The sequence below is a fragment of the Methylobacterium isbiliense genome, from assembly GCF_022179325.1.
GTDB lineage: Bacteria > Pseudomonadota > Alphaproteobacteria > Rhizobiales > Beijerinckiaceae > Methylobacterium > Methylobacterium isbiliense.
Window position 1 is genome coordinate 32831 of record NZ_BPQQ01000044.1, and the last position, 24526, is coordinate 57356.

The 24526-nt window shown below is 72.7% G+C and carries 24 protein-coding genes and 1 tRNA gene; 15 read left to right on the top strand and 10 right to left on the bottom strand.

Going from position 1 to position 24526, the window contains the following annotated elements; translation table 11 throughout:
* Positions 1 to 18 precede the first annotated feature (18 nt).
* The 3 genes from MFF61_RS19390 to MFF61_RS19400 form a co-directional block, all read right to left on the bottom strand.
* On the bottom strand, positions 19 to 537 hold the full coding sequence (locus MFF61_RS19390; RefSeq protein WP_238237165.1) for a hypothetical protein: 519 nt from the start codon (positions 535 to 537) through the stop codon (positions 19 to 21).
* Positions 534 to 1943, bottom strand: a complete 1410-nt coding sequence (locus MFF61_RS19395) for a hypothetical protein (protein ID WP_238237166.1) — start codon at positions 1941 to 1943, stop codon at positions 534 to 536. The genes MFF61_RS19390 and MFF61_RS19395 overlap by 4 nt, the downstream gene beginning before the upstream one ends.
* Before the next feature lie 376 nt (positions 1944 to 2319).
* Positions 2320 to 2393 (bottom strand) — tRNA-Gly (locus MFF61_RS19400).
* A gap of 380 nt (positions 2394 to 2773) precedes the next feature.
* On the opposite strand from MFF61_RS19400, the gene otnC reads away from it, so the two are divergent.
* Together otnC and MFF61_RS19410 are read left to right on the top strand one after the other, a co-directional pair.
* Positions 2774 to 3412, top strand: a complete 639-nt coding sequence (gene otnC, locus MFF61_RS19405) for a 3-oxo-tetronate 4-phosphate decarboxylase (RefSeq protein WP_238237167.1) — start codon at positions 2774 to 2776, stop codon at positions 3410 to 3412.
* A 145-nt stretch (positions 3413 to 3557) separates the two neighbouring features.
* Positions 3558 to 4523, top strand: coding sequence for an NUDIX hydrolase (locus MFF61_RS19410; RefSeq protein WP_238237169.1), 966 nt, complete (start codon positions 3558 to 3560; stop codon positions 4521 to 4523).
* A gap of 108 nt (positions 4524 to 4631) precedes the next feature.
* On the opposite strand, the gene MFF61_RS19415 is transcribed toward MFF61_RS19410, so the two are convergent.
* On the bottom strand, positions 4632 to 5357 hold the full coding sequence (locus MFF61_RS19415; RefSeq protein ID WP_238237170.1) for a fused DSP-PTPase phosphatase/NAD kinase-like protein: 726 nt from the start codon (positions 5355 to 5357) through the stop codon (positions 4632 to 4634).
* Positions 5358 to 5601: 244 nt separating this feature from the next.
* On the opposite strand from MFF61_RS19415, the gene MFF61_RS19420 reads away from it, so the two are divergent.
* The gene (locus tag MFF61_RS19420) at positions 5602 to 6108 is read left to right on the top strand and encodes a GNAT family N-acetyltransferase (protein WP_238237171.1); all 507 of its coding nucleotides are present in this window, start codon (positions 5602 to 5604) and stop codon (positions 6106 to 6108) included.
* Positions 6109 to 6222: 114 nt separating this feature from the next.
* Positions 6223 to 6753: an inorganic diphosphatase gene (gene ppa / locus MFF61_RS19425; RefSeq protein WP_238237172.1), complete on the top strand. Its 531-nt coding sequence runs from the start codon at positions 6223 to 6225 to the stop codon at positions 6751 to 6753.
* Positions 6754 to 6774: 21 nt separating this feature from the next.
* On the opposite strand, the gene MFF61_RS19430 is transcribed toward ppa, so the two are convergent.
* The 3 genes from MFF61_RS19430 to MFF61_RS19440 form a co-directional block, all read right to left on the bottom strand.
* Positions 6775 to 7005: a hypothetical protein gene (locus MFF61_RS19430; protein ID WP_238237174.1), complete on the bottom strand. Its 231-nt coding sequence runs from the start codon at positions 7003 to 7005 to the stop codon at positions 6775 to 6777.
* Between the two features lie 83 nt (positions 7006 to 7088).
* A complete protein-coding gene (speG, locus tag MFF61_RS19435) occupies positions 7089 to 7637 on the bottom strand; it encodes a spermidine N1-acetyltransferase (RefSeq protein WP_238237201.1) in 549 nt (182 codons plus the stop codon).
* 55 nt (positions 7638 to 7692) lie between these two features.
* Positions 7693 to 9081, bottom strand: a complete 1389-nt coding sequence (locus tag MFF61_RS19440) for a M20/M25/M40 family metallo-hydrolase (RefSeq protein ID WP_238237181.1) — start codon at positions 9079 to 9081, stop codon at positions 7693 to 7695.
* 242 nt (positions 9082 to 9323) lie between these two features.
* Here MFF61_RS19440 and MFF61_RS19445 point away from each other — a divergent pair, with 242 nt between their 5' ends.
* The 5 genes from MFF61_RS19445 (at position 9324) to MFF61_RS19465 (ending at position 15293) form a co-directional block, all read left to right on the top strand.
* A complete protein-coding gene (locus MFF61_RS19445) occupies positions 9324 to 9842 on the top strand; it encodes a (2Fe-2S)-binding protein (RefSeq protein ID WP_238237182.1) in 519 nt (172 codons plus the stop codon).
* Entirely contained in the window at positions 9839 to 10852 is a 1014-nt protein-coding gene (locus tag MFF61_RS19450; RefSeq protein WP_238237183.1) for an FAD binding domain-containing protein, read from the top strand. Before MFF61_RS19445 ends, MFF61_RS19450 begins: the two co-directional genes overlap by 4 nt.
* A 116-nt stretch (positions 10853 to 10968) precedes the next feature.
* Positions 10969 to 13206 carry a xanthine dehydrogenase family protein molybdopterin-binding subunit gene (locus tag MFF61_RS19455; RefSeq protein WP_238237185.1) on the top strand — a complete coding sequence of 746 codons (2238 nt, stop codon included), beginning with the start codon at positions 10969 to 10971 and terminating at the stop codon, positions 13204 to 13206.
* Between the two features lie 101 nt (positions 13207 to 13307).
* Positions 13308 to 13649, top strand: a complete 342-nt coding sequence (locus tag MFF61_RS19460; RefSeq protein WP_283206014.1) for a DUF3140 domain-containing protein — start codon at positions 13308 to 13310, stop codon at positions 13647 to 13649.
* 219 nt (positions 13650 to 13868) lie between these two features.
* Positions 13869 to 15293 (top strand): hypothetical protein, encoded by a 1425-nt coding sequence (locus MFF61_RS19465; protein WP_238237187.1) that lies wholly within the window; start codon positions 13869 to 13871, stop codon positions 15291 to 15293.
* A 17-nt stretch (positions 15294 to 15310) separates the two neighbouring features.
* Here the strand turns inward: MFF61_RS19465 and MFF61_RS19470 are convergent, their stop codons facing one another.
* On the bottom strand, positions 15311 to 16366 hold the full coding sequence (locus tag MFF61_RS19470) for a GSCFA domain-containing protein (protein WP_238237188.1): 1056 nt from the start codon (positions 16364 to 16366) through the stop codon (positions 15311 to 15313).
* Positions 16367 to 16499: 133 nt separating this feature from the next.
* Here MFF61_RS19470 and MFF61_RS19475 point away from each other — a divergent pair, with 133 nt between their 5' ends.
* A complete protein-coding gene (locus tag MFF61_RS19475; protein ID WP_238237189.1) occupies positions 16500 to 17390 on the top strand; it encodes a WcbI family polysaccharide biosynthesis putative acetyltransferase in 891 nt (296 codons plus the stop codon).
* A gap of 15 nt (positions 17391 to 17405) precedes the next feature.
* On the opposite strand, the gene MFF61_RS19480 is transcribed toward MFF61_RS19475, so the two are convergent.
* Entirely contained in the window at positions 17406 to 17810 is a 405-nt protein-coding gene (locus MFF61_RS19480; RefSeq protein ID WP_238237190.1) for a response regulator, read from the bottom strand.
* Between the two features lie 342 nt (positions 17811 to 18152).
* On the opposite strand from MFF61_RS19480, the gene pal reads away from it, so the two are divergent.
* The 4 genes from pal (at position 18153) to ftsH (ending at position 22770) form a co-directional block, all read left to right on the top strand.
* On the top strand, positions 18153 to 18662 hold the full coding sequence (gene pal / locus MFF61_RS19485; RefSeq protein WP_238237193.1) for a peptidoglycan-associated lipoprotein Pal: 510 nt from the start codon (positions 18153 to 18155) through the stop codon (positions 18660 to 18662).
* An 81-nt stretch (positions 18663 to 18743) separates the two neighbouring features.
* Positions 18744 to 19673 carry a tol-pal system protein YbgF gene (gene ybgF / locus MFF61_RS19490; RefSeq protein ID WP_238237205.1) on the top strand — a complete coding sequence of 310 codons (930 nt, stop codon included), beginning with the start codon at positions 18744 to 18746 and terminating at the stop codon, positions 19671 to 19673.
* Positions 19670 to 20698 carry a tRNA lysidine(34) synthetase TilS gene (tilS, locus tag MFF61_RS19495; protein ID WP_238237194.1) on the top strand — a complete coding sequence of 343 codons (1029 nt, stop codon included), beginning with the start codon at positions 19670 to 19672 and terminating at the stop codon, positions 20696 to 20698. The genes ybgF and tilS overlap by 4 nt, the downstream gene beginning before the upstream one ends.
* Before the next feature lie 149 nt (positions 20699 to 20847).
* Positions 20848 to 22770, top strand: coding sequence for an ATP-dependent zinc metalloprotease FtsH (gene ftsH / locus MFF61_RS19500; protein WP_238237195.1), 1923 nt, complete (start codon positions 20848 to 20850; stop codon positions 22768 to 22770).
* Positions 22771 to 22855: 85 nt separating this feature from the next.
* Here ftsH and MFF61_RS19505 read toward each other — a convergent pair whose 3' ends face one another.
* Complete coding sequence (locus MFF61_RS19505; protein ID WP_238237196.1) at positions 22856 to 23023, bottom strand: hypothetical protein; 168 nt, start codon at positions 23021 to 23023, stop codon at positions 22856 to 22858.
* Between the two features lie 460 nt (positions 23024 to 23483).
* Between MFF61_RS19505 and minC the strand changes: the two genes are divergently transcribed.
* Complete coding sequence (gene minC / locus MFF61_RS19510; protein WP_238237198.1) at positions 23484 to 24359, top strand: septum site-determining protein MinC; 876 nt, start codon at positions 23484 to 23486, stop codon at positions 24357 to 24359.
* The last annotated feature ends 167 nt before the right edge of the window (positions 24360 to 24526 follow it).

Here is a 24526-nt window from a genome sequence, read left to right on the forward strand (position 1 = left end):
ATGCACGGACCGGCGCCGTCACAGCAGGAAGACCGCGCTGGCGGGATCGCCGAGCAGGCGCCCGAGCCGCTCCGCCTCCGGCACGGCGGGATCGAGGGCGAGCACGATGCTGCCGTCCACCGGCTCGCCGAGATCGAGGCGCACCGCCTCCTCCCCGCGCATCGCCTCGATCACCCGCGGCATCCGGCCCTCGCCGCGCAGGATCAGGAGCGGGGGCGCATCCGCCTCCGCGGGCAGGATGTCGAGCGCGAACGGCCCGACCCGCCGGGAGGACAGGGGGCCGTCGGAAGCCGCCACCGCGAGGGGAGCGTGCGCGAGCGCCTGCGCGGCGAGCATCGACCGGTAGCGGCGGGCAATTGCGGGATCGTGGCGGATCGCCCGCTCCACCGCGAGGTCGACCACACGGCCGGGCTCGCGGGTCGCATGGGTCCAGAGCGCCGCATGGGTCGGGCCGCCGGCCGGCACCGAGGCGCGCAGAAGCCCGCGTGCCGCGTGGATCTCGGCGAGGAGACGCGCCGCGTCGTCGGTCCCGGTCATGCTGCCTCCCCCGCATAGGCCGCCGCGAAGGCCTGCGCGAAGACCGCCCGGTCCGCCGCGAAGGCCGCGTCGAGGCCCTGCCGCCGGTCCAGGGCCTCGGCCGCCCGGACGAAGCGGCCGGTCTCCTCGGCGAGGCGGACCAGCGCCGCATCCATCGCGGCGAACCCTGACGCCACCCGCGCGCGGTCGTCGAATCCGGCCCGGCGGATCCGGCGCAGGTCGGCCTCCGCCTCCCGGAGCGCGGCCTGCGCCTCGGCGTCGAGGTCGTCGGCGAGGCCGGTGGCGGCGAGCCGCAGGGCGGCGGCGATGCGCAGCATCCGCCCGAGATGGTGCGCCAGGTCGGCCGCCCGGGCGGCCAGCGCCCGGTACTCCTCCGCCTCGGCGCAGGAGGCACGGGCGGCGAGATCCGCCCCGCCGCCACCCCGGCGCAGGCGGTTGGCGAGACCGGACTGGACCCGCCCGAAACTCGCCGCCCGCAACGCCGTCAGCGGGCGCGTGCGGTGGAACGGTTCGAGGCGCAGCAAGTCCGCGAGATCATTGCGCTCGGACCCGGTCAGGACCTTGGGGCCGTCCGGCAGGTCCGCGAGCAGGTCGGCTAGGGACGCGGCGGGCTCGCCCTGGGCGAGGTCGGAGAGCGAGGCGGTGAGGCGTTCCTCCCAGCCCTCCATCGCGTCGAGGGAGGCGGCGGCGGAAAGGCCGTCCAGCCCCTCCCGCACCGCGGCGGCCGCCTCGAAGGTCACGAAGTGCTCGGCTACGGTCCGGAAGCCCGGCCGCTCGCCCGCCGCCATCTCGGCGCGCCAGAAGGCCAGGATGTCGTCGTCCGTGAAGGCGGAGCGGCCGCGCAGGAAGCCCAGGATGCCGCGGAAGCGCCGCTCCGAGGCCAGAAGCGGCAGGTGGTCGCTGCGGTAGGCGGCCAGATGACGGGCGAGGCGCTTGGCGAGCCGCTCGGCCTCGTCCGGCTCCTTTGCCAGATCATCGAACCAGCCGGTGACGAGCGGGAACTGCGCCAGATCCTCCGCGGTCAGCACGAACTCGGCGAGGGCGAGGAGCCGCGCGAGCCCGGCCCAGGTCGTGCGCCACGGCCGCGGCGCGGCAAGCGTGAGGCCGCGAGCATCCGCGGCGGCCGCTCCGGCGCTGGCTCCGGCGAAGCGGGCCGCCAGCGCCTCCGGCGTCGCGAGACGCGGATCGAGCGCCAGGGTGACGAGGTCGCGGCCCGCGCCCGCGCCCGTCAGCCGGGCGAGCCCCGCCAGGGCGTGCGCGAGGTCCCAGAGCGGCTTGTCGCGGTTCGGCCGCACCGCGCCGGTGACGACGCGCGCGAGCCACGCCCGGTCCGCGCGGGACAGCTCTCGGCCCTCGCCGACATTGGCCAGATCCGCCGCGCAGCGCTCGTCGTAACCGCCGCTCATCCGCCTCCCTGTCCCGGGTCATCGCCATTGCACTGCCGACCCGCCGGACGGCACATGGTTAAACGCCGGTTCATCATTCGTCACCCCCTTCTGATCTGAAGGAGATGCTGGTCTCGCGCGGCCGGGTGCGGAGAGGGGGGCGATGCCGATCCCGGGGCCGCCCTGGGAGCCGTTGGGCGATCCCGCAAGACAAGGCCCTCCGGAGCACCGGCCGCGGAGACCTTCGGCTCGGAGCAAGCCTGACCCGGCGATGCCCTCGTGCGCGGCGAGGCTGCCTAAGATTACGCCAGCGGCTCAACGCGGCAGACCGGTCCGATCAGGCCCGGATGGTTGCCCTCGTGAACGAGACCACCTGTCGCAGAGTTCCGGGAAAGACTGGAGCGGGCGAAGGGAATCGAACCCTCGTCTTCAGCTTGGAAGGCTGCGGCTCTGCCATTGAGCTACGCCCGCGCGGCAAGCAGCGCGATGCTACGCCTGCTCGACGTCCGGCGGCTTGATACCCCAGAGCGCGCGTCCGGGCAAGGTCAGGCCGGGGCGGATCTCGTGCTGCCAGGGCTCGCCGGCGCCGTTCCGGCCCGCAAGCAGGCAGGTCGCCGGACATCCCTCCGGACCCTCGGCAGGACCGTCCCGGAGACGGTTCGTTCGCATGGTAAGCCATTGACACATCTGCGATCGGGTGGATACGGGGCACGTGGCGCGGCGCGGGATGGCCGAGGGGCAGCCGCCCTGCGGGCCGGCGCCGGATCCCCGGGGGGCGGCGGTTCACCTGCCGCAAGGACCGCCACGGACGAGACCCCGTCGAATCACATCGACCAGCTGGAGGCACGGCGGTGACCGAGAGCCGAGCGCGCGAAGACCTGACCCGATTCGCCAAGTCCCTGTTCGACCGTGGCTATTCGGTCGGCTCCTCGGGCAACATCAGCGTCGCCGTCGAGGACGGGATCCTGATCACCCCGACCAATTCCTGCCTCGGCTTCCTCGATCCCGCCCGGATCGCGAAGCTCGACCGCACGGGGCGGCACGTCGGCGGCGACAAGCCGTCGAAGGAAATCTTTCTCCACCAAGCCTTCTACGACACCCGGCCCGGGACCGGCGCCGTCGTGCACCTGCACTCCACCTACGCCACCGCCCTGTCCTGCCTCGCCGACACCGATCCCGAGGACGCCATCCCGCCGCTGACGCCCTACGTCGTCATGCGCGTCGGCCGCGTGAAGCTCCTGCCCTACGTCCGCCCGGGCGATCCGCGCATGGGCGAGATGATCCGCGCGCTCAACGGCAGCCACGCGGCGGTGCTGCTCGCCAATCACGGCCCGGCGGTCTCGGCGGGCGACCTCGCCACGGCAGTGTTCGCCGCCGAGGAGCTTGAGGAGACGGCCAAGCTCGTCACCCTGCTGAGGGATCGCCCGACGCGCCACCTCGACGAGGCCCAGGTGCAGGAGCTCGTCCGGGTCTTCGGCGCCGGCCGCTGACGCAGGCGGGCTCATCCACACCATCCGGACGCGGTTGTGTGGCGCGGGCCGCGCAACCGTGGTTTCTCGGTCTCGTGCGCCGAACCGGTCACCGCGTCGGTGCATGATGGCGGTGGAACAGCCTGGGCAGCACGGCGGGAGCGGCATGGCGGGGTCGGGGCAGGTCGAGGCCGAGGCGGAGAGGGTTTCCGCCGCAGCGCCGTCGGTCGGGCTCGCCGCCGTCATCATCGCGGCGACGAAGGGCGAGCCGCGGGTGCTCACGGTGCCGGTTCCGGGCCAGCCGGCGGGCCGCGCCGAGGGGCTGCCGGCCGGTCCCCTGGAGGCCGCCCACCCGACGCTGGAGCGCGGCCTGCGCGCCTGGGTCGAGCGCCGGACCGATCAGGTGCTGGGCTACGTCGAGCAGCTCTACACCTTCGGCGACCGCAACCGCGGGCCGGACGGCGCCGGGCGCCACGCGCTCTCGGTGGCCTATCTGGCGCTGGTCCGCGAGGCGCGTCCGGCCCGCACGCCCGAGGCGGTGTGGCAGGGCTGGTACCGCTACTTCCCCTACGAGGATCGGCGCGCGGGTCCGCCCGCCGGCCTCGATGCCCTCGCCGGGCGCCTCGACGCCTGGGCCCGGGCCGCGCCCGAGCCGGGCGAGCGCCGCCGCCGGCTCGACCGCATCGGGCTCAATTTCGGCGTGGCCGGGAGCTGGAACGAGGAGCGGGTGCTGGAGCGTTACGAATTGCTGTTCGAGGCTGGGCTGGTGCCGGAGGCGGGCGCCCCGGACATGGCGGCCGGCCAGCCAATGGCGCTCGACCACCGCCGGATGCTGGCGACCGCCCTCGGCCGGCTGCGGGGCAAGATCAAGTACCGGCCGGTGGTGTTCGAATTGATGCCGCCGGCCTTCACGCTCGGCCAGCTGCAGCGGGTGGTGGAGGCCCTTTCGGGCGTGCGGCTGCACAAGCAGAACTTCCGCCGCCTCGTGGCGCAGCAGGGGCTGGTCGAGGAGACCGACGCGATCAGCGCCGAGACCGGGGGGCGCCCGGCGCGACTGATGCGCTTCCGCCGCGAGGTGCTGCTGGAGCGCCCTGCCCCCGGCCTGCGCCTGCCGCCCGGCCGGCGCGGGTAGCGGTCATACGAAATCCGATTGATTGCTTCGCAATGCGGATTTCGGCTTCGCTCAGACGCCGCGCGGGCTTCTGATACCGCTTCCGGAAGGGATCTCCCGGAAGCGGTATCACTCGCGGCGCAGCAGCCGGTCCACCACCACGTCCGACCAGAAGCCGGGACGGAAGTCGCGCCGCAGCGCCTCCGGGTCGTAGACGGTCTCGACCCAGTCGAGGAAGCTCAGGCCCCGCGCTTCGCCCTCCCGGCGGTAGCGGTCGAAGAACGCGTCGAGGATGCCGGTCTTGGCGAAGCGGAAATGGCCGAAGCGCGGCGAGAGCTGCCGGGCCGCCTCCGCCACCGGGCGCCCCTCGTGCAGCACGAGGTAGAGGGCGGCGGCGAAGCCCGCCCGGTCCGCGCCCGACTTGCAGTGGAGCACCGCCGGATACTCGATGCCGGCGAAGAAGTCGCGGGCCGCGAGCAGCATCTGCCGGTCGGGAGCCTCGCGCGAGCGCACCACGAACTCCACCAGCCGCAGGCCCTCGCGCTCGCAGGCCTCGCGCTGCAGCTGCCAGGAGCCGTGCTCGCGCCCGCCGCGCAGCGAGATCACGGTGCGCACGCCCCGGCGCTTGAACCACGCGAGGTCGTGCGGCGCCGGCTGGGCCGAGCGCCAGAGCAGGCCCCGCCCCACCCGGTGGCGGTTGAGATAGGCGAGGCGCAGCACGCCGTGGTCGACGAGCAGCATGTTCGCCCAGGCCCGGATCCGGCCGCGGCGGCCGCTGATCGGCTGCTCCCAGCGCGCGATGCGGGCCATGCGCCGGGCGTAGCGGGTCTCGGGTGGGAGAAGGCGGTTGAACACGCGGGGCGACGGACCGGCGAGAGGACGGGCGGGCAGGCAGGCCTGCCCGCCGGGCGGCGGCTGTTCCTGAAGGGTTTCGGCATGTAGCAGCCGCGTGTCGCCTCCGCAACGATGCGGACGCTTCGGTGCCGGCAAACCAGCGTGGCATTGCACTTGCTCCCCGCCTTCCCGCATCGTGTGGACGGGCTCGCGCGATCACGCAAAGCGACGCGCGGTCGGTCCTTCGGAGGTGGGGGGAGAGGTCGTGCGCACACAGGTCACCAGCATCCGCCGGGCACGGTCGGACGATGCCCCGATGCTGTCGCAGGTCTTCGATGCGGCGTGGCGCGAAGCCTATCAGGGCATCATCCCGGGGGTCGCCCTCGACCGTATGCTGGCCCGGCGCGGGCCGGCGTGGTGGCGCTCGACGATCGGGCGCGGCCGGCCGCTCGTGGTGCTCGACATCGGCGAGAGGGTGGTAGGCTACGTCTCGTACGGCCGCTGCCGGGACCGCGCCCTCGCGGCAGAGGGCGAGATCGACGAGATCTACCTCGACCCGGCCTATCAGGGGCTCGGCTACGGCACCCGCCTGTTCCGGGCCGTGCGCAACGACCTCGCCGACCGCGACGTGCCGCGGGTCGCCGTCTGGTCGCTCACCGAGAACGTCCGCGCGCGCGGCTTCTACGAGCGCCTGGGCGGGCGGGTGATCGCCGAGGCGACCGACCGCGTCGCCGGCGTCGTGCTGCCGAAGGTCGCGTACCTGTTCGCCTGAGCGCCTGCGGAGAGCGGCGGCGCGCATCGCGCCGCAACAAGCTTGTGCTGACGAACGGCTGTCTCTAAGCAGCGGCGAATACGGGGTGCCGCGCCCCAAGGGGAGCTATTCGTCATGCGTCTCGACGCCATCGCCATCGGCAAGAACCCGCCCGACGACGTCAACGTCGTGATCGAGGTCCCGGTCGGCGGCGAGCCGATCAAGTACGAGATGGACAAGGATGCCGGCACCCTGGTGGTCGACCGCTTCCTCTACACGGCCATGCACTATCCGGGGAATTACGGGTTCATCCCGCACACCCTGTCGGGTGACGGCGACCCGTGCGACGTGCTGGTCGCCAACACGCGGGCGATCGTGCCGGGGGCCATCATGAGCGTGCGCCCGGTCGGCGTGCTGATCATGGAGGACAATGCCGGCGAGGACGAGAAGATCGTCGCGGTGCCCTCGCGCCACCTCACCAAGCGCTACGACCGGATCGAGAACTACACCGACCTGCCCGACATCACCCTGCACCAGATCCAGCACTTCTTCGAGCACTACAAGGATCTGGAACCCGGCAAGTGGGTGAAGGTGGTGCGCTGGGGCGACAAGGCCGAGGCGCAGCGCCTCATCCTCGAAGGCATCGAGCGCGCCAAGAAGGCCTGACGGCGAAGCGTCGGGCCGGCCTCACGCCCTGAGGCCGCCCTCGTCCCAGACGCTCCAGCGGAAGACCTCGCGCCCGGCGCCGTCGAGGATCTGCACCGCCTCCGCGGCGGGGCCGGCCCGCTGCGGCACCCGGGCGCGGCGGAACAGGCGAAGCGCCCGCTCCCGGGCGGCCTCCAGGCCGGCCACGCGCACCGAGGTCCGCTGGATCAGGCCCTCGGGCCCGGTGACTTCGATATGGAAGGTCTCGCGCAACGATCGGTGCTCCTCGGGGGCGCCCTCCATACGGAACTGCGCCCCGTCGCGCCAGCGCGCCCGAGGTCCCGCGCCGGCACGCCTCAGGTCTTCAGCACCGGCTCCTGCACGTCGCCGCCGCCGCGCCGGGCGAGGTAGTCCGGCTGGAACAGGCACATTCGCACCGCGTCCCGGTAGCGCCCGTTGACGAAGAACTCGTCGCGCAGGACGCCCTCGGTGGTGAAGCCGCAGCTCTCGTAGATCGCCACAGCCCGGCGGTTGTCCTTGTCCACGTGCAGGTAGAGCTTGTGGATGTTGAGGACGCTGAAGGCGTAGTCGATGGCGATGCGCGTCGCCTGCCTGGCGTAGCCGCGGCCCTGGAAGGCGGGATGGACCGCGATCTGGAACTCGCAGCGCCGGTGCAGGTGATTGATCTCGACGAGCTCCACCATCCCGGCCCGCTCGTCGCTCGCCGAGCCGATGATGAAGCGCCGCTCTGTCTGGTTGTGGATGTTGCGCTCGTAGAGCTGGGCCAGCTCGGCGAAGGACTCGTAGGCCTCCTCGAACCAGTAGCGCATGATGCTGTCGTTATTGTTGAGCTGGTGCACGAAGAGCAGGTCCTCGCGCTCCAGCGGGCGCAGCTTGACGGTCAAGCTCATGGCGCAACTCCACCCGGCACGGCCAGTCTGATCCTCGGCCCCCTGGCTGTCACGTCCCCTCGGCCAGCGCCGCCAGGATCCGCGCCCAGCTGCGCGTGCCCTTGTGGAAGCTCTGCAGGTCGTACTTCTCGTTGGGCGAGTGCACCCGGTCGTCGTCGAGGCCGAAGCCGATCAGCAGCGTGTCGAGGCCGAGGCTGCGCTTGAAGTCGCCGACGATCGGGATGGAGCCCCCCGAGCCGATCGCCACCGGCGCGGTGCCCCATTCCGCGGCGAGCGCCCGGCCGGCCGCGCCGAGCGCCGGCATGTCGAACGGGAGGGCGATCGCCCGCGAGCCCTTGTGGGTCACGATCTCGACCGAGCAATCCGCCGGGATGCGCGCCTGCACGAAGGCGCGGAAGCTCCTGTCCAGGGCTTTGGGGTCCTGATCGTCGACGAGGCGGAACGAGATCTTGGCGCTCGCCCGCGAGGCGATGACGGTCTTGGTCCCCTCCCCCGTGTAGCCGCCGATGATGCCGTTGGCGTCGCAGGTCGGGCGGGACTGGATCTGCTCGATCAGCATGCGGTCCCGCTCGCCCGCGGGCACGGACAGGCCGATCGGGCCGAGGAAGGATTCGGGCGTCAGGTCGAGGGCGCGCCAGCGCTCCAGCACCTCGGGCGGGGGCTGGCGCACGCCGTCGTAGAAGCCGGGCAGCGTCACCCGCCCCTCCGCGTCGTGCAGGTCGGCGATGATGCGCGAGAGCACCCGGATCGGGTTGGCGGCCGCGCCGCCGAACAGGCCCGAATGCAGGTCCCGGTCGGCGCAGGTCACGAACACCTCGAAATAGGCGAGGCCCCGCAGCGACGAGGTAATGGCCGGGGTGTCGCGGTCCCACATGCCGGTGTCGCAGACCAGCACGAGGTCGGCCTTCAACTCGGCGCGGTTCGCCTCCACCCATTCCGGCAGGTGCTTCGAGCCGTCCTCCTCGGCGCCCTCGATCAGCACCGTGACGCCGACCGGCAATTCGCCGTGGATCGCCTTCCAGGCCCGGCAGGCTTCGAGGAAGGTCATCACCTGCCCCTTGTCGTCGCAGGCGCCGCGCGCGCTGATCGCCCGGCGCCCGTCCGGCAGCGTGACGAGGCGCGGCTCGAAGGGCGGCGTCTCCCACAGCTCCAGCGGGTCGACCGGCTGCACGTCGTAGTGGCCGTAGAACAGCACGTGCGGCGCGTTCGCCTTCGGCGCGTGGCCCAGCACCACCGGATGGCCGCCGGTCTCGCGCAGCGACGCCTCGAAGCCCATCGCGGCGAGGTCCGCCCGCAGCCATTCCGCCGCCCGCCGGCACTCCGCGGCGTAGGCCGGATCGGTCGAGATCGAGGGGATGCGCAGGAAGGCGAAGAGCCGCTCCAGCGACGTGTCGAGGTCGCGGTCGATGTCGGCGAGAATCGGGTCGAGCGCGGGCATGCGGCACCTCCGGCGGGATTGGGCGCAGGGGTAGCCCAGAGCGCCGCGGGCTTGAAGCCCCGTCGATGCAGGGCCTGTCCGGCGCGAACGATACTCCACCGGGGAACCTCGGCAGCTTGGAATCGTTACGGACAGGCGCACCGTCGGCGGTGTCGCGCGCCGATCGCGCGCCGCCCTTCCGGATACCGCAGAGCTGCCGGGCCGCTGCCCGGCCCGACACGACCCGCACCCTGGAAGGGCCCATGCTCAGCGAGAGCGGCACGCGCGATGCCGGCGACCGGATCGCCATCACCCTGACCATCAACGGCCAGCGGCGGCAGCTGCAGGTCGCCCCGTGGACCAGCCTTCTCGACCTCCTGCGGGAGGACCTCGACCTTACCGGCACCAAGAAGGGCTGCGACCACGGCCAGTGCGGGGCCTGCACGGTGATCGTGGACGGGCGCCGCGTGAACGCCTGTCTGGCGCTTGCAGTGATGAAGGACGGCGCCAGCGTCACCACCATCGAGGGGCTGTCGACCGGCGCGCTGCATCCGGTTCAGGCGGCCTTCGTGGAGCACGACGCCTTCCAGTGCGGCTACTGCACCCCGGGCCAGATCATGTCCGCGGTGGCGCTGATCGAGGAAGGCCGCGCGCGCACCCGCGAGGAGATCCGCGAATACATGAGCGGCAATCTCTGCCGCTGCGGCGCCTACACCAACATCGTGGACGCGGTGGAATCGGTCCTGAACGGGTCATCCGCCCGCCGGGAGGCCGCGGAATGAACCGCTTCGCCTACACCCGTGCCGGGAGCGTCGCCGAGGCCGTGCAGGCGCTCGCGGGCGACCCGGCGGCCCGGATCATCGCCGGGGGCACCAACCTCGTCGACCTGATGAAGTACAACGTCGAGCGGCCGGACCGGCTGATCGACATCACCCGGCTGCCGCTCGCCGCCATCGAGGAGCACGAGGGCGGCCTGCGCATCGGCGCGCTCGTGCCCAACAGCACCGTGGCCTACGACGCGCGTGTCACGGCGCGCTATCCCCTGCTCGCCAGCGCCATCCTGGCCGGGGCCTCGCCGCAATTGCGCAACGCCGCCTCGACCGGCGGCAACCTGCTCCAGCGCACCCGCTGCTACTACTTCTACGACGAGGGCACGCCCTGCAACAAACGGGTGCCGGGCTCCGGCTGCCCGGCGATCGCCGGGGTCAACCGCATCCACGCGATCCTCGGCACCTCGGATCACTGCATCGCCACGCACCCGTCCGACATGTGCGTGGCGCTCGCCGCCCTCGACGCGACGGTGCGGGTCGAGGGGCCGAACGGTCCGCGCGCGATCCCCTTCGCGGAGTTCCACCGCCTGCCGGGTGACGAGCCGCAGCGCGACACCACTTTGGCGCACGGCGAGATCGTGCTCTCGGTCGACCTGCCGGACCGGGACTTTTCGCGCCACTACACCTACCTGAAGCTGCGCGACCGCCTGTCCTACGCCTTCGCCCTCGTCTCGGTGGCGGCGGCGCTGGAGATGGACGGGGAGACGATCCGCACCGCGCGCCTCGCGCTCGGCGGCGTCGCGCACAAGCCCTGGCGCAACGCGCAGGCCGAGCGGAGCCTCGAAGGCCGCACGGCCGGCCCCGAGACGTTCCGGGCCGCCGCCGACCTGATCCTGGCCGAGGCCAAGCCCTACGCCCACAACGGCTTCAAGATCGAGCTGGCGCGGCGCGCCATCGTGCGCGGCCTCGCGCAGGCCGCCGCGGGCACGCCGCAATCCCAGACCGACAAGCGTATCCGCTGAGCGGACGAAGCGGCGGCCCGCCCGCGCTTCGTCTGCTCGGACCGCCGGTGTGTCGCAGGTTTTCGTTGGGAAACCCGTGACCGCTTCTCCGAAACCTGCTTCGGGACTCCCGCCGCATGGCCACCACCAATCTCCACGTCGGCACCGCGCAGAGCCGCCTCGACGGTCCCGCCAAGGTCACCGGCACGGCGAAATACGCGGCCGAGTTCAAGGCGGCCGATCTCGCCTACGGCGTCGTCGTGTCGAGCGCGATCACCCGCGGCCGCATCAGCGCCATCGACGCGGCGGCGGCGCTCGCGGTGCCGGGCGTGATCCAGGTCTTCACTCACGAGAACCGGCCCCGCACCGCGTGGCTCGACTACAATTACCGCGATCAGGTGGCACCGCCCGGCTCGCCCTTCCGGGCGCTCCACGGTCCCGAGATCAGCTTCGGCGGCCAGCCGGTGGCGCTCGTGGTGGCGGAGAGCTTCGACCTCGCGCGCCACGGCGCCTCGCTGATCCGGGTGACCTACGAGGAGGAGGTGCCCAACACCGACCTCGCGAAGAACCGCGAGGCGGCCTACGTGCCGCCCAAGAAGCGCTCCGGCATCAAGCCGCCGCCGGACCCGCGCGGCGACGCCGAGGGCGCGCTCGCGGCCGCGCCGATCACGCTGCGCCACGAGTACAAGCAGGCGGTGGAGCACCACAACCCGATGGAGCCCCACGCCACCACGGTGGTGTGGGAGGGCGAGGGCAAGCTCACCATCCACGACAAGATCCAGGGCGTGAACAACACCCAGGGCTACGTCTGCAGCGTGTTCAACCTCAAGCCGGACGACGTGCGGGTGATCTCGCCCTATGTGGGCGGCGCCTTCGGCTCGGGCCTGCGCCCGCAATACCAGCTGTTTCTGGCGGTCTCGGCCGCGCTCGACCTCAAGCGCTCGGTGCGCGTGGTGCTCAGCCGCGACCAGATGTTCACCCTCGGCTACCGGCCCGAGACGATCCAGACGGTGGCGCTCGGCGCCGACGAGGACGGCCGGCTCCAGGCACTGCTGCACGAGGCGGTCGCCGGCACCTCGACCTTCGAGGATTACCAGGAATCGGTCGTCAACTGGTCCGGCCTGCTCTACCACTGCCCGAACGTCACGCTCGGCTACAAGCTCGCCAAGCTCGACACCTACACCCCCGCCGACATGCGCGCGCCGGGCGCGGTGACGGGCGTCTTCGCCCTCGAAGTGGCGATGGACGAACTCGCCTGCGCGACGGGGATTGACCCGCTCGAACTGCGCCTTCGCAACTACGCCGAGCGCGACGAGGGCGAGAACAAGGACTTCACCTCCAAGGCGCTGCGCGCCTGCTACGCGGAGGGCGCGGCGCGATTCGGCTGGGCGCGGCGCACGGCGGAGCCCCGCTCCATGCGCGAGGGCCGCGAGCTGATCGGCTGGGGCATGGCCACCGGCGTCTGGGAAGCCTTCATGATGAAGTCGAGCGCCCGCGCCCGGCTCTCGATCGACGGCAGCCTGGAGGTCGCCTGCTCGACGGCCGATCTCGGCACCGGCACCTACACGATCCTGGCCCAGATCGGCGCCGACGCGCTCGGCGTGCCGATCGGCCGCGTGCGCACGCAGCTCGGCGACACCGCCTTGCCGGAAGCGCCGCTTGCGGGCGGGTCGTGGACCGCGGCCTCCTCGGGCGCCGCGGTGGAACTGGCCTGCCGCGCGGTGTCCGAGCAGCTGCTCGCCTTCGCGCGGCGCATCGACGAGTCTCCGCTCGCCAATGCCGATCTCGCCCACGTGACCTTCGTGGACGGCGAGATCCGGCTGGCGAGCGATCCCTCCGTCAGGGTCGCGGTGGCCGACGCCATGCACGCGGGCGGCGTGGAGACCGTCGAGGCCACCGAGACCGCCAAGCCGAGCCTCCTCACCAGCCTGCGCTACGCGGCCTATACCCATTCGGCGGTGTTCGCGGAGGTTCGCATCGACGAGGAACTCGGCGTGGTGCGCGTCACCCGCGTGGTCAGCGCCGTCGCGGCCGGCAAGATCCTCAACCTCAAGACCGCGCGCAGCCAGATCCTGGGCGGCGTCGTCATGGGGATCGGGGCGGCGCTCGAAGAGGAATCGATGCTCGACCACAATGTCGGGCGCTTCATGAACCACAATTTCGGCGAGTACCACGTGCCGGTGAACGCCGACATCCACGACATCGAGGTGATCTTCGTCGACGAGCACGACGACAAGGTGAGCCCGATCGGCGTGAAGGGCCTGGGCGAGATCGGCATCGTCGGCACGGCGGCCGCGATCGCGAATGCGGTCCATCACGCCACCGGCAAGCGGATCCGCGAGATCCCCATCACCCTCGACAAGATCATCGCCTGAGGCTGCCGACGGCGCCTTTGCCGCAGCCGCGCCGCAGGCGGGCCGGCGAACGCCCGTGCGGCCGTCGCGTTGGCTCCGGATCACGAACCCGGAGACCCGACGTGAGCCAGCCCGACCACGAGACCGTCTGGAAGGAATTCGGCGAAGCCGTGAACATGGCCCCGGCCGAACTCGAACGCTGGCTCGCCACCGAGGAGAGCCGATCGGTCGGCTGGAGCCAGGACGGCGAGGGCGAATCGGTCGGTCACCGCGAGGGGCGCCGCATCGTCGAGATCAAGCATCGCCGCAAGGCCGACCTCACCGAAGACGACTACGCCCACATGCGCAAGGTCGTCGGCTACGTGCGCCGCCACCTCGCCCAGGGCGGGCCCGAGACCGACAAGGCCGGGTCGCGCTGGCGCTACTCCCTGATGAACTGGGGCCACGACCCGTTGAAGGACTGAGGCGCGCCGCAGCACGACGGCGCGGCCGTCGGCCAGCCTCACCGTCCGGCGCGGAAGTCCGGACCGCATGTCCCGGTCCCTCGTCCTAACCGCACATAACCTCCGCCCCCGAGGGCCGGTCGGCGGGACACCGCGACTGGTCGGAAACTTGCCTCGTTCGGTGGCGATGCCGGGCTCCGGCAACGGACGTCCGATCGGGGCGGGGGCGAGACGGGGGCGATGCGGCTGCAGGGGTGGTGGCGCGCGCGGGGCGTGGCGCCGGTGGGTCTCGTCCTCGGCGCCGCGGGCGTCCTCGCCTTCCGGCCCGTCGATCCCGAGGGGGCGGTGCAGGTGGGGCTGGCGGCGGCCGCCGCCGTCGCCGCACTGCTGGCCGCCGGTGCGGCGATGCTCGCCCTCGCGCGCAGGCCCGGCGGGCGGGGGATCGTCACACTCGCGCGTCTCGGGGCGGCCGTCGCCGGGCTCGCCCTCGCGCTTCTGCTCTATCCGGGCCTGTCGCGCGGGCTCGCCGGCCTGCTCGACCGGCCCGAGGCGGTCGCCCGGACGGTGATCGCGCTCGGGCCCCACGGCCGCGACGTCCGTCTGTCCGGCCCGCTCGCGCGCGGGAGCGCCGATCGCCTCGCCGCGCTCCTCGCCGCGCATCCGGGCGTGACCCGCCTCCACCTCACGAGCGAGGGCGGGCTCGTCGACGAGGGCGAGGCGCTCGGCGCCCTCGTGGCGGCGCACGGCCTCACCACCTACGTGCCGGATTACTGCGTCTCCGCCTGCACCCTCGTCTTCCTGCACGGTCGCGATCGGATCGCGGGGACGCAGGCCCGCCTCGGCTTCCATGCGCCCTACGAGACGGGTGTGTTCGGCGAGGTCTTCGAGATGGACAGCGCCGCGGAGCGCCGCATCTATCTCGCCACCGGCGTGGCGCCCGACTTCGTGGACGAGGCCCTGCGGGTGCGGGCGACCGAGATCTGGATTCCCCCGCTCGGGCGCCTGCGCGCGGCCGGAGCGGTGACGGCGGTGGTCGGCACCGAGGCCCTGCCGGACTCGACCCTCGACGACGATCCGACGCTGGCCGGCGCGCGCGCCGCGGTGCTGCGGGCCGTGCCGCCGATGCGGCCCGTCGCCGACGTCGCGCCCTCGCTGCTCGACGCGGTGGCCGCCGCGTATCTCGCCGCCTACCGGCAGGGCCGCAGCGAGGCGCACGGCCTCGACCTGATCCGGCGGGAGAGCGCCCGGGGAATCGCGCCCGTGCTGGCCGGAGCGCCGGACGCGGTGGTGATCGATCTCGGCCGGCTCGTCCTCGCGGCGCTGACGGCGCTGCCGCCCGACGACGAGGCGTGCGCGGCCCTGGTCCGCGAGGTCGACTTGGCGGGAGCGGAGGAGGTCCTGTCGCGTCGCGGGCTCTCCGGGGACGGGACCGCCCGCACTCTCGTCGAGCGTGCACTGGCCGGGCGCAGCAATGCGGCGTTGGCGCCGCCGCACCCGCGCCGCCGCGGGATCGCCTCGCCCACGCGCCACCTCGGATGCGGCAGATTGCGCGACGCGCTCGCCGCCGCGCTCGACCGGCCGGGGGCGGCGGCGCTGCGGGCGCTGCTCTTCCCCGGCATCCGCCCGCCCCGCGCCCTCGAAGCCACCGCCCTGCCGCCGGAGTGAGGCCGAGGCACCCGCCGTCACGCCACGCTGCGCTCGATCTCCTCCTCGTCGCAGATCACGCCCGCCGCGCCGACGAACTCGGAGGCGATCGGCGGGGCGGCGGCCCGCGGGGCCTCGTCCGGCGTGAAGGTGTCGAGGAAGCAGCGCATGACGTGGCGCACGCCCGCGTCGTTGATTGAGCGCAGGTCGTCCGCGTAGTAGCGGCCCGCATTGATGTTGCTCGCGACGATGTCGTAGGCCGGGAAGTAGACCGCCCGCGGGTCGCCCGCCGCGGCCTCGCCCGCCGCGACCCGCAGCACCGACTTGGTGTAGAGGTTCGATTCCAGCACGTGGCGGTTCTCGTAGGTCGCGATCATCGGCACCGGCGAGACGGTCAGGATCACCCGGGCCGCCGCGTTCACGCTCCAGAGCCGGTCGAGGAAGCCGCGCAGGTCGGCCGTGACCTCCGCCGCGCCCGCATTCACGAAGGCGTACTCGGCCGGGTCGAACACGCCGCCCGCGACCCCGGGCGCGAGCGGCAGCGCCGCCCCGTCCGCCCGGTGGCGCCAGCCCTCCGTGAGGCCGAGCGTCATCACGAACACGTCCAGCGTCTCGAACAGGTCGCGCACCCGCGCGAGATGCGCCTCGCGCGCCGCCTCGACCTCGTCGGGATGCGCGAAGCCCTGCGGCTCCACGGTCGGCCGGAAGGGATCGACGAGGCGCCCGTCCTCGCGCGGCCAGACCCGCAAGGCGGGCCGGAAGGCGCCGTAGGCCCGGTCGAACAGCTGCACGAACTGGCGCGTGTAGTAGAGGTTGCCGTAGCGGGCCGAGAAGGTGCCGAACTGGCGCTGCGCCGCCTCCTCGGGCGGAGTCCCGGCTGGCGCGGCCTCGGTGATGTAGTAATGGTAGCCGGCATCGCGCAGCGCCTGGGCCACGCGCTGAGCAAAGCAGCTGCCGCCGGTCGCCACCCGGTCGGTCGGCAGGATCGGGAACGGCGCGGCCGGCCGCGGGTCCACCGCGAAGGGCGCGACGCCGGCCACCGCCCGGCGCCAGAACCGTGCGTCAGGCAGGTCCGTGTAGGGGTTGCGCGCCATTTCGATCCTCCCGCCCGTTGCCGCCCGCCTGAGGCTCGCGCCGCCGCATCCGCTGGCCCGGGCGCTGTTCTCCGCCCGATCCTGGGCCGGAGCGTGGCGGCGCGGGGCGCGTCGCGACGGTCCGGCGATCGCCGTGATCGGCAATTGCCAGGGACGCGGAGTCGCCCGGGCGATCGAACTCCTCTGCCCCGGCAGCCGCGTGACCTCGCTGCCCACCGCGCGCCTCAGGCGCGATTTCCGCGACGCCGGCACGCTGACGCGGGCGCTCGAAGGCCACGACCTCGTCGTCGCCCAGGCCTTTCCGGACGGGCTCCTGCCGGGTGGCTTCCGGACGGTGCGGGCGGGCCTGCCGCGGCTGGCGGTCTATCCGACCTTCGTGTTCTCGGCCTTCCACCCGGACCAGATCTACGTCGGCGAGGGCGGCAGCCGCGAGGGCTTCGCGCCCTCCCCGCTCGGCCTCTACCACTCGGCCATCGCGGTGTTCGGCTTCCTGCGCGGCCTCGACGAGGCGCGCACCCTGCGCCTGTTCCGCGAGGACGTCTTCGCCCGGCTCGGCTACCTCGACGGCTGGGACGCCTCGGCGCGCGCGCTCCTCGCCGCGGCGGCGGCCGACGGCTGCCCGGTCGAGCGGGAGTTCCTGCTCTGGAGCCGCCGCGGCTGCTTCATGCACGGCATCAACCACCCCAAGCTGTTCGTCCTCGGCGACATCGCCCGCCGCCTGCTCGTCGAGGCGGGGCTGCCCGCGCGCGACGTGGAACCGGACGCGTACCTGCCGGACGACCTCGTGCGCGACGTGGTCTGGCCGGTCTACCCGCCGCTGGCCGAGCGCTACGGCCTGCCGGGCTCCTACCTGTTCAAGGACAAGGTCCGGGGCCGCGGCCCGGCCCGGCTCCACGACTTGCCGGGTTTCCTGGCGGCCTCCTTCTCGGTCTACCGCGCCACGCCCCGGGCGCGTCTCGACGGCCCGCGGATGCGGGCCTGGGCGGCGGATCCGGCCGTGACGGCCCTGTTCGACGCCGGCTGACGCCGCGGGCGGGGGTCAGGCGCAGCGCAGGCCGTCCGCGACGCTCCCGCCGCGCATCATCAGCGCGAGCTGCATCACGTCGGCGAGCACGAAGGGTTTCTGCAGCACGATGCCGCCCTGCGTCCGGCGCTGGTCGGCGGTGGCGCTGGTGGTCGAGTAGATCACCGGCCGGCCCGGATGCAGCGATCGGTAGGCCTCGGCCACCATCCAGCCGTCGATGAGCCCCGGCAGCCGGATGTCCGTGAACAGCCAGCCGATCGCCGTGCCGCGCTCGCGCAGCAGCGTCAGGGCCGCCTCCCCGCTCGATGCCGTCAGCGTCCGCAGGCCCTCCTGCTCGAACAGGGCGACCAGCATCTCCAGCAGCAGGTAGTTGTCCTCGACGATGAGGATCGTGGTCTGGTCAGCGGTCGGCCCGGACATCGCTCGGCTCCCGGAGGGCGAGGTCCAGGCTGCAGCCGCATGGTTAAGGATGCCTGAAGGCCGCTGTGTCGGCCGGACTGGCCCGCGGGCGTTGCTGCAATGCAACACGCGCGTGCGGTCGGCGCGACCGAGGCCCGGCGCCGCAGCGTGGCCGCATTTCACGCCTGATTAACCCTCAGCCACGGTTTCCGGCGGCGCCGGCCCTTCGAGGCTTCGCCGCAAGGGCTCGTCAAGGTTGACGGAACCTTCGCTTAACCGGCCGGGACCTATGAGGACGCAAGCGTGAGAGGCGGGCACGGGGCCGCGACGCGGCGCATCGCCCGCCAGAGGAGTACCGAAACGATGTCGCTGCCGCTCGCCTCGCTGCGCGCGCTGAAGGCCGCCGCCGCGCTCGGCCTCGCCCTGTCGATCGCCGCCTGCTCGTCCAGCAAGGACCTCGCCGACGCCTCCGCCTACGCGGCCGGCGCGGGCGCCGCCACGCCCGGCAGCGCCCAGGACTTCGTGGTCAATGTCGGCGACCGCGTCTTCTTCGACAGCGATTCCACCGACCTCACGCCGACCGCGACTGCGACCCTCGACAAGCAGGCGCAGTGGCTGTCGCGCTATCCGCGCTACACGTTCCTGATCGAGGGCCATGCCGACGAGCGCGGCACCCGCGAGTACAACTTCTCGCTCGGCGCCCGGCGTGCGCAGGCGGTGCGCGACTATCTCGCCTCGCGCGGGATCGGAGCCTCGCGCATGCGCACCGTGTCCTACGGCAAGGAGCGTCCGGTGGCGGTCTGCAACGACATCTCCTGCTGGTCCCAGAACCGCCGCGCCGTCACGGTCCTCGACGGCGCCGCCGGGTCGTAAGGATCGCCGGCCGTACTTTTGCCGGAAGGCGGCGCATCTGGTAAGCGCGCCGCCATCGCGACAGCCGAACCGCCAGCCATGATGCTCCGCCGCCTGCTCCTCGCCACGGGTCTCCTTCTCGCCGCGGCTCTGCCGGGCCGGGCGCAGGATGCCGCCGACCTCGTGGTGCGGCTCAACCGCCTCGAAAATCAGTCGCGCCAGATGGCGGGCCAGATCGAGACCCTCCAGTACGAGAACCGCCAGCTCAAGGAGCAGCTGCGCAAGTTCCAGGAGGACGTCGAGTACCGCTTCCAGGAAGGCAAGGGCCGGCCGGCCGCGCCCGCGGCGGGCGGCACGCCCGCCAAGCCGCAGAAGCGCAGCGACGCCTTCGACCCGACCCTCTCCCCCTCCGCCCCGGGCGCGCCGCAGCCGCTCGGCGCCACGGCGCCCTCGACCCCGCGGGTGGTCGCCGCCGCGCCCGCGACGCCGAGCGCCACCGCGACCCTCGCGCCCCCCGCCGCCGCCCTCGACGACGAGGCGGCCCCGGGCTTCGGCGAGCCCGTGGACCTCGCGCCGCCGCGCGCGCCCGTGGCGGTCGCCCCGCCGGTGCGGGCGCGCGAGAGCATCGCCGCCACCGGCACGGGCGACGCCAGGGCCGATTACGAGGCGGCCTACGCCTACGTGCTGCAGCGGCAGTACGAGCAGGCCGAGATGAGCCTGCGCCAGTTCATCCAGTCGCATCCGCGCGACGCGCTGGTGCCGGACGCCACCTACTGGCTCGGCGAGAGCTACCTGCAGCGCAACCGCACCCGCGAGGCCGCCGAGCAGTTCCTCAAGGTCTCCACCGACTACGCCCGCTCCCGCAAGGCGCCCGACGCGATGCTGAAGCTCGGGGCCTCGCTCAACGCGCTCGGCGCCCGCGAGCAGGCCTGCGCCACCCTGGCCGAGCTGGAGCGCAAGTTCCCGCAGGCCTCGGCGGCGGTGAAGCAGGGCGTCGACCGCGAGCAGAAGCGGGCGCGCTGCGCCGCGTGAGGCCGGGACCCGCGGCGGGCGAGGCCGCGCTCGACCCCGCGGAGAGCGCGCAGCGCCTCGCGCCCTGGCTCGGGCGGGAGGCGCGGGCCGGCGTGGTGCTGGCGGTCTCGGGCGGCCCCGATTCGACCGCGCTGATGGGCTGCGCCGCGTCGCTGCCCCCCGCGGTGCCGGTGCTGGTCGCCACGGTCGATCACGGGCTGCGGCCCGAATCCGCCGCGGAGGCGGACGGCGTGGCGCGCGCCGCGCAGGCGCACGGTTTGCCGCATCGCCGCATCGCCTGGCTCGGCGACAAGCCCCGCACCGGCCTGCAGGCGGCGGCCCGCGCGGCGCGCTACCGCCTGCTCGTCGACCTCGCGCGCGAGGTCGGCGCCGGGGCCATCCTCACCGCCCACACCCTCGACGACCAGGCCGAGACGGTGCTGATGCGGCTCTGCGCCGGGTCGGGGCCGGCCGGGCTCGGGGGCATCGATCCGGTGCGCGATCTCGGCGGGATCGCCCTGGTGCGGCCCTTCCTCGACATCCCCAAGGCCCGGCTCGTCGCGACCTGCGCGGCGCGGGGCTGGGCCTTCGCGACGGATCCCGGCAACCGCGACCCGCGCTTCGCCCGCGCCCGGCTGCGGCGCGTGATGCCGCTGCTCGCCGCCGAGGGGCTCACGCCCGCCCGTCTCGGACGGCTCGCCGAGCGTACGCGCCGCAACGAGGCGGCGCTCGCGGCGGCCGCGGATGCGGCCCTGCGCGATCTGACCCGGCCGCCCGCTCTCCCCTCGGCCGTCGCCCTCGACGCGCCGGGTCTCGCCGCGCTGCCCCAAGCCGTGGCGCTGCGGGTGACGGTGCGGGCGATCGCCGCCGCGGCGGGCGCGGGCGCCCCTGCGGTGCGGCTGGAGCGCCTCGAAGCGGCCCTGCTCGGCCGGCTGCTTCCGGCCGCCGCCGAGGGGCGGGCGCTGCGCCTCACCCTCGGCGGCGCCCTGATCACGGTGTCGCAGGGGCTCCTGACGCTCAGGGCGGAGCCGCCCCGCCGGCGATGACCCCTCCCGGGTCCTCCCCCGGACGGGCCGCCGCACTCCCGGCCGATTTACTTGGCAAGGGGGGAGGCGACGCCTACATTGGACCCCGAGGGTGAGCGGCCGTCCCGGCGCGCCCGCTGGTGCCGCCCTCCTCAAGGAATGTCTGTTCGATGAACCCCAATTTCCGCAACTTCGCCCTGTGGGTGGTCATCTTCCTGCTGGTGCTCGCGCTGGTGACCCTGTTCCAGAACCCGGGTCACCGCTCCGGCGGCAGCGAGATCGCCTACAGCCAGCTCCTCAACGACGCCGATGCCGGCCGCATCCAGAGCGTCGTGATCTCCGGCCAGGAGGTGAGCGGCACCTACACGGGCGGTGGCACCTTCACGACCTACGCGCCGAACGATCCGTCGCTGGTGTCGAAGCTCCAGGGCAAGGGCGTGACCATCACGGCCCGTCCTCCCTCGGACAACACCCCGTGGTTCATCGCGCTCCTCGTGAACTGGCTGCCGATCCTCGTCTTCATCGGCGCCTGGATCTTCCTCAGCCGCCAGATGCAGTCCGGCGCGGGCCGGGCCATGGGCTTCGGCAAGTCGAAAGCCAAGCTCCTGACCGAGGCCCATGGCCGCGTCACCTTCGAGGACGTGGCCGGCGTCGACGAGGCCAAGGAGGACCTGCAGGAGATCGTCGAGTTCCTGCGCGATCCGCAGAAGTTCCAGCGTCTCGGCGGGCGCATCCCGCGCGGCGTGCTGCTGGTCGGCCCGCCCGGTACGGGTAAGACGCTCATCGCCCGCGCGGTCGCCGGCGAGGCAAACGTGCCCTTCTTCACCATCTCGGGCTCGGACTTCGTCGAGATGTTCGTGGGCGTCGGCGCCTCGCGCGTGCGCGACATGTTCGACCAGGCGAAGAAGAACGCGCCCTGCATCATCTTCATCGACGAGATCGATGCGGTCGGCCGTCACCGCGGCGCGGGCCTGGGCGGCGGCAACGACGAGCGCGAGCAGACCCTCAACCAGCTCCTCGTCGAGATGGACGGCTTCGAGGCCAACGAGGGCATCATCATCATCGCGGCGACCAACCGCCCCGACGTGCTCGACCCGGCCCTGCTGCGTCCCGGCCGCTTCGACCGCCAGATCATCGTGCCGAACCCGGACGTGATCGGCCGCGAGCGCATCCTGCGCGTTCACGTGCGCAAGGTGCCGCTCGCTCCCGACGTCGACCTGAAGGTGATCGCCCGCGGCACCCCCGGCTTCTCGGGCGCCGACCTGATGAACCTCGTCAACGAGGCGGCGCTGCTGGCCGCCCGGCGCGGCAAGCGCATCGTCACGATGCACGAGTTCGAGGATTCGAAGGACAAGGTGATGATGGGGGCCGAGCGGCGCACCCTCGTCATGACCGACGACGAGAAGCGGCTCACCGCCTATCACGAGGGCGGGCACGCCATCGTGGCGCTCAACGTGCCGGCGACCGATCCCGTCCACAAGGCGACGATCATCCCGCGCGGCCGGGCCCTCGGCATGGTCATGCAGCTGCCCGAGCGCGACAAGCTCTCGATGTCCTTCGAGCAGATGACCTCGCGCCTCGCCATCATGATGGGCGGCCGCGTGGCCGAGGAGATGATCTTCGGCCACGACAAGGTGACGTCGGGGGCGCAATCCGACATCGAGCAGGCGACGCGGCTCGCCCGCATGATGGTGACGCGCTGGGGCTTCTCGCCCGAACTCGGCACCGTCGCGTACGGCGAGAACAACGACGAGGTCTTCCTCGGCATGCAGGTCAACCGGCAGCAGAACGTGTCGGAGGCCACCGCCCAGAAGATCGACGCCGAGGTGCGCCGCCTCGTCGAGGCCGGCCTGCAGGATGCCCGCCGGATCCTCGAGGAGCACCGCGACGACCTGGAGGCCCTCGCCCGCGGGCTGCTCGAATACGAGACCCTCAGCGGCGACGAGATCCGCGACCTCCTCGACGGCAAGCCGCCCGTGCGCGACACCGGCGATTACCCGCCGACGCCGGCCCGCGGCTCCCCCGTCCCCTCCGCCGGCCGCGGCCGGCCGCGGGAGAACGACGGCGGCTACGAGCCTCAGCCCCAGGCGTGAGGCGCCCCTGAACGGAACGCCAAAGAAGGGCGGCGGGAGCGATCCCGCCGCCCTTCTCGTTGGAGCGGTCCGTCCTGGGACGATCTCAGCGGCCGCTGCCGCCGCCGCCGCCGCCCGCGCTGTTCGAGGTCGGCTTGTTGTTCGATTCGGCGTTGCTGGCCGCCCCGGCCGAACTGTTGGCCGGGCGGCCCTGCGCCAGCGCAGGACCCGCCACGAGCATCAGGATGGCACCGAGGGTCGCGATCTTCGTCATCAGGCGTTCTCCCTGAACAGGCTGGCCGGCCGAGAGCCGGCACGGTCCGGGAGCCAACGCATTCAGCAGGAACAAGATCCCGTCGACAATCAATCAAGCTTGGCTTTTAGTCAGGAAATCAGCCAAGCCCAGCAGAACAGCAACGCGAAGAAGGCGCCGGAACTCAGCAGCACCGCTCTAACTTCGCGGTGCTGGAGCAGGATATTCTCTGAAAGATGAATCATGGCGGGCGACGGGCGGGAGTAACAGGAGACTCATCTCATACTGCGCCTTAAAAGGCGATGAGCATGATTGCTGAACCCGCGGCGATCCCGAGATTGTCACTCTGCGGCAACATCCGGTGCGGCGCGGCGAGGTCGTTCAGAATCGCTGCGAATTCGTGAGGGGGCCGAACCGCCGTTAACCAGCCGGTAACCATGCCGCGCGCTTCATGGTTGTAGGTAACAACTCGTCAACAGCCGTGACCAGCATCAGCCACACCCGTCCCTCTCTCCCGCTGCGAGGCCGCTCCTTCCGGGCGCTCGTCCTCGCCCCCGAGAGGCCGCTCGACGAATGGTTCGCGAAGCTGGACAATCTCGTCCGGAACTCGCCGACGCTGTTCGCCGAGCGGCCCGTGATCCTCGACGTGTCGGGGATGGCCGTCACCGCCGAGACCCCTCTTGCGGAGACCCCTCTTGCGGAGACCCCTCCTGCCGAGGCGGACTCCGCCGCCGCTCCGGTCGCCGAGGCGGCCGCGGAGAATCCGGCGGAGGGCTCCGCCCCGGGCGATGCCACCTGTGCGGGCAACGACGCCGCGCCGGCCGAGCCCCCTGCCCCGGCCGAGCCCCCTGCCCCGGCGGAGTCCGAACCCGGTCTCGGTCACCTGCTGGCCGAGCTCGAACGCCGCGGCATCCGCATCATGGGCATCGAGAAGGCGGATCCGGCCTGGACGACGGCCGCGATGCCGCCCCGGCTCAGCGGCGGGCGGCCTGCCGACATGGCGCTGCCGCCGCCCGAGAAGCCGAAGCCGAGCTCGCTGGTGCTCGAAACCCCGCTGCGCTCGGGGCAGAGCATCTACCACCCCGACGGCGACGTCACCGTGATGGGCTCGGTGGCCTCGGGTGCCGAGATCCTGGCCGGCGGCTCGATCCACGTCTACGGCGCGCTGCGCGGCCGGGCGATCGCGGGAGCAGGCGGCAACCGCCGGGCGCGCATCTACTGCCGCCGCTTCCAGCCCGAACTGCTCGGCATCGACGGGCTCTTCCGCACCGCCGAGACGACCGATCCGACGCTGCGCGACAAGGCGGTCCAGGTCTGGCTGGAGCGCGACGCGCTGCGCATGGCGTCCCTCGACTGAGGACGCTTCCCGGGACGGCGGCCAAGGCCGCCGGCCTCGTCACACTCATCGGTTCTCGACGGCAGCCCGACGGATGGCCGGCACCGCGCCGCAGGCAGGCGCTCTTCGGCCAGGCATTCGGCTCGGCGTTCATGGGGGAGCAAGGCAATGGCGAAGGTACTGGTAGT

Coding starts and splice junctions, on each gene's coding strand:
- MFF61_RS19480 (WP_238237190.1), bottom strand. CDS start 17,810: ATGTCCGGGCCGACCGCTGACCAGACCACGATCCTCATCGTCGAGGAC.
- MFF61_RS19455 (WP_238237185.1), top strand. CDS start 10,969: ATGGCCACCACCAATCTCCACGTCGGCACCGCGCAGAGCCGCCTCGAC.
- ppa (WP_238237172.1), top strand. CDS start 6,223: ATGCGTCTCGACGCCATCGCCATCGGCAAGAACCCGCCCGACGACGTC.
- MFF61_RS19450 (WP_238237183.1), top strand. CDS start 9,839: ATGAACCGCTTCGCCTACACCCGTGCCGGGAGCGTCGCCGAGGCCGTG.
- MFF61_RS19440 (WP_238237181.1), bottom strand. CDS start 9,081: ATGCCCGCGCTCGACCCGATTCTCGCCGACATCGACCGCGACCTCGAC.
- MFF61_RS19505 (WP_238237196.1), bottom strand. CDS start 23,023: ATGACGAAGATCGCGACCCTCGGTGCCATCCTGATGCTCGTGGCGGGT.
- MFF61_RS19395 (WP_238237166.1), bottom strand. CDS start 1,943: ATGAGCGGCGGTTACGACGAGCGCTGCGCGGCGGATCTGGCCAATGTC.
- ftsH (WP_238237195.1), top strand. CDS start 20,848: ATGAACCCCAATTTCCGCAACTTCGCCCTGTGGGTGGTCATCTTCCTG.
- ybgF (WP_238237205.1), top strand. CDS start 18,744: ATGCTCCGCCGCCTGCTCCTCGCCACGGGTCTCCTTCTCGCCGCGGCT.
- pal (WP_238237193.1), top strand. CDS start 18,153: ATGTCGCTGCCGCTCGCCTCGCTGCGCGCGCTGAAGGCCGCCGCCGCG.
- MFF61_RS19445 (WP_238237182.1), top strand. CDS start 9,324: ATGCTCAGCGAGAGCGGCACGCGCGATGCCGGCGACCGGATCGCCATC.
- MFF61_RS19465 (WP_238237187.1), top strand. CDS start 13,869: ATGCGGCTGCAGGGGTGGTGGCGCGCGCGGGGCGTGGCGCCGGTGGGT.
- MFF61_RS19390 (WP_238237165.1), bottom strand. CDS start 537: ATGACCGGGACCGACGACGCGGCGCGTCTCCTCGCCGAGATCCACGCG.
- MFF61_RS19410 (WP_238237169.1), top strand. CDS start 3,558: ATGGCGGGGTCGGGGCAGGTCGAGGCCGAGGCGGAGAGGGTTTCCGCC.
- MFF61_RS19470 (WP_238237188.1), bottom strand. CDS start 16,366: ATGGCGCGCAACCCCTACACGGACCTGCCTGACGCACGGTTCTGGCGC.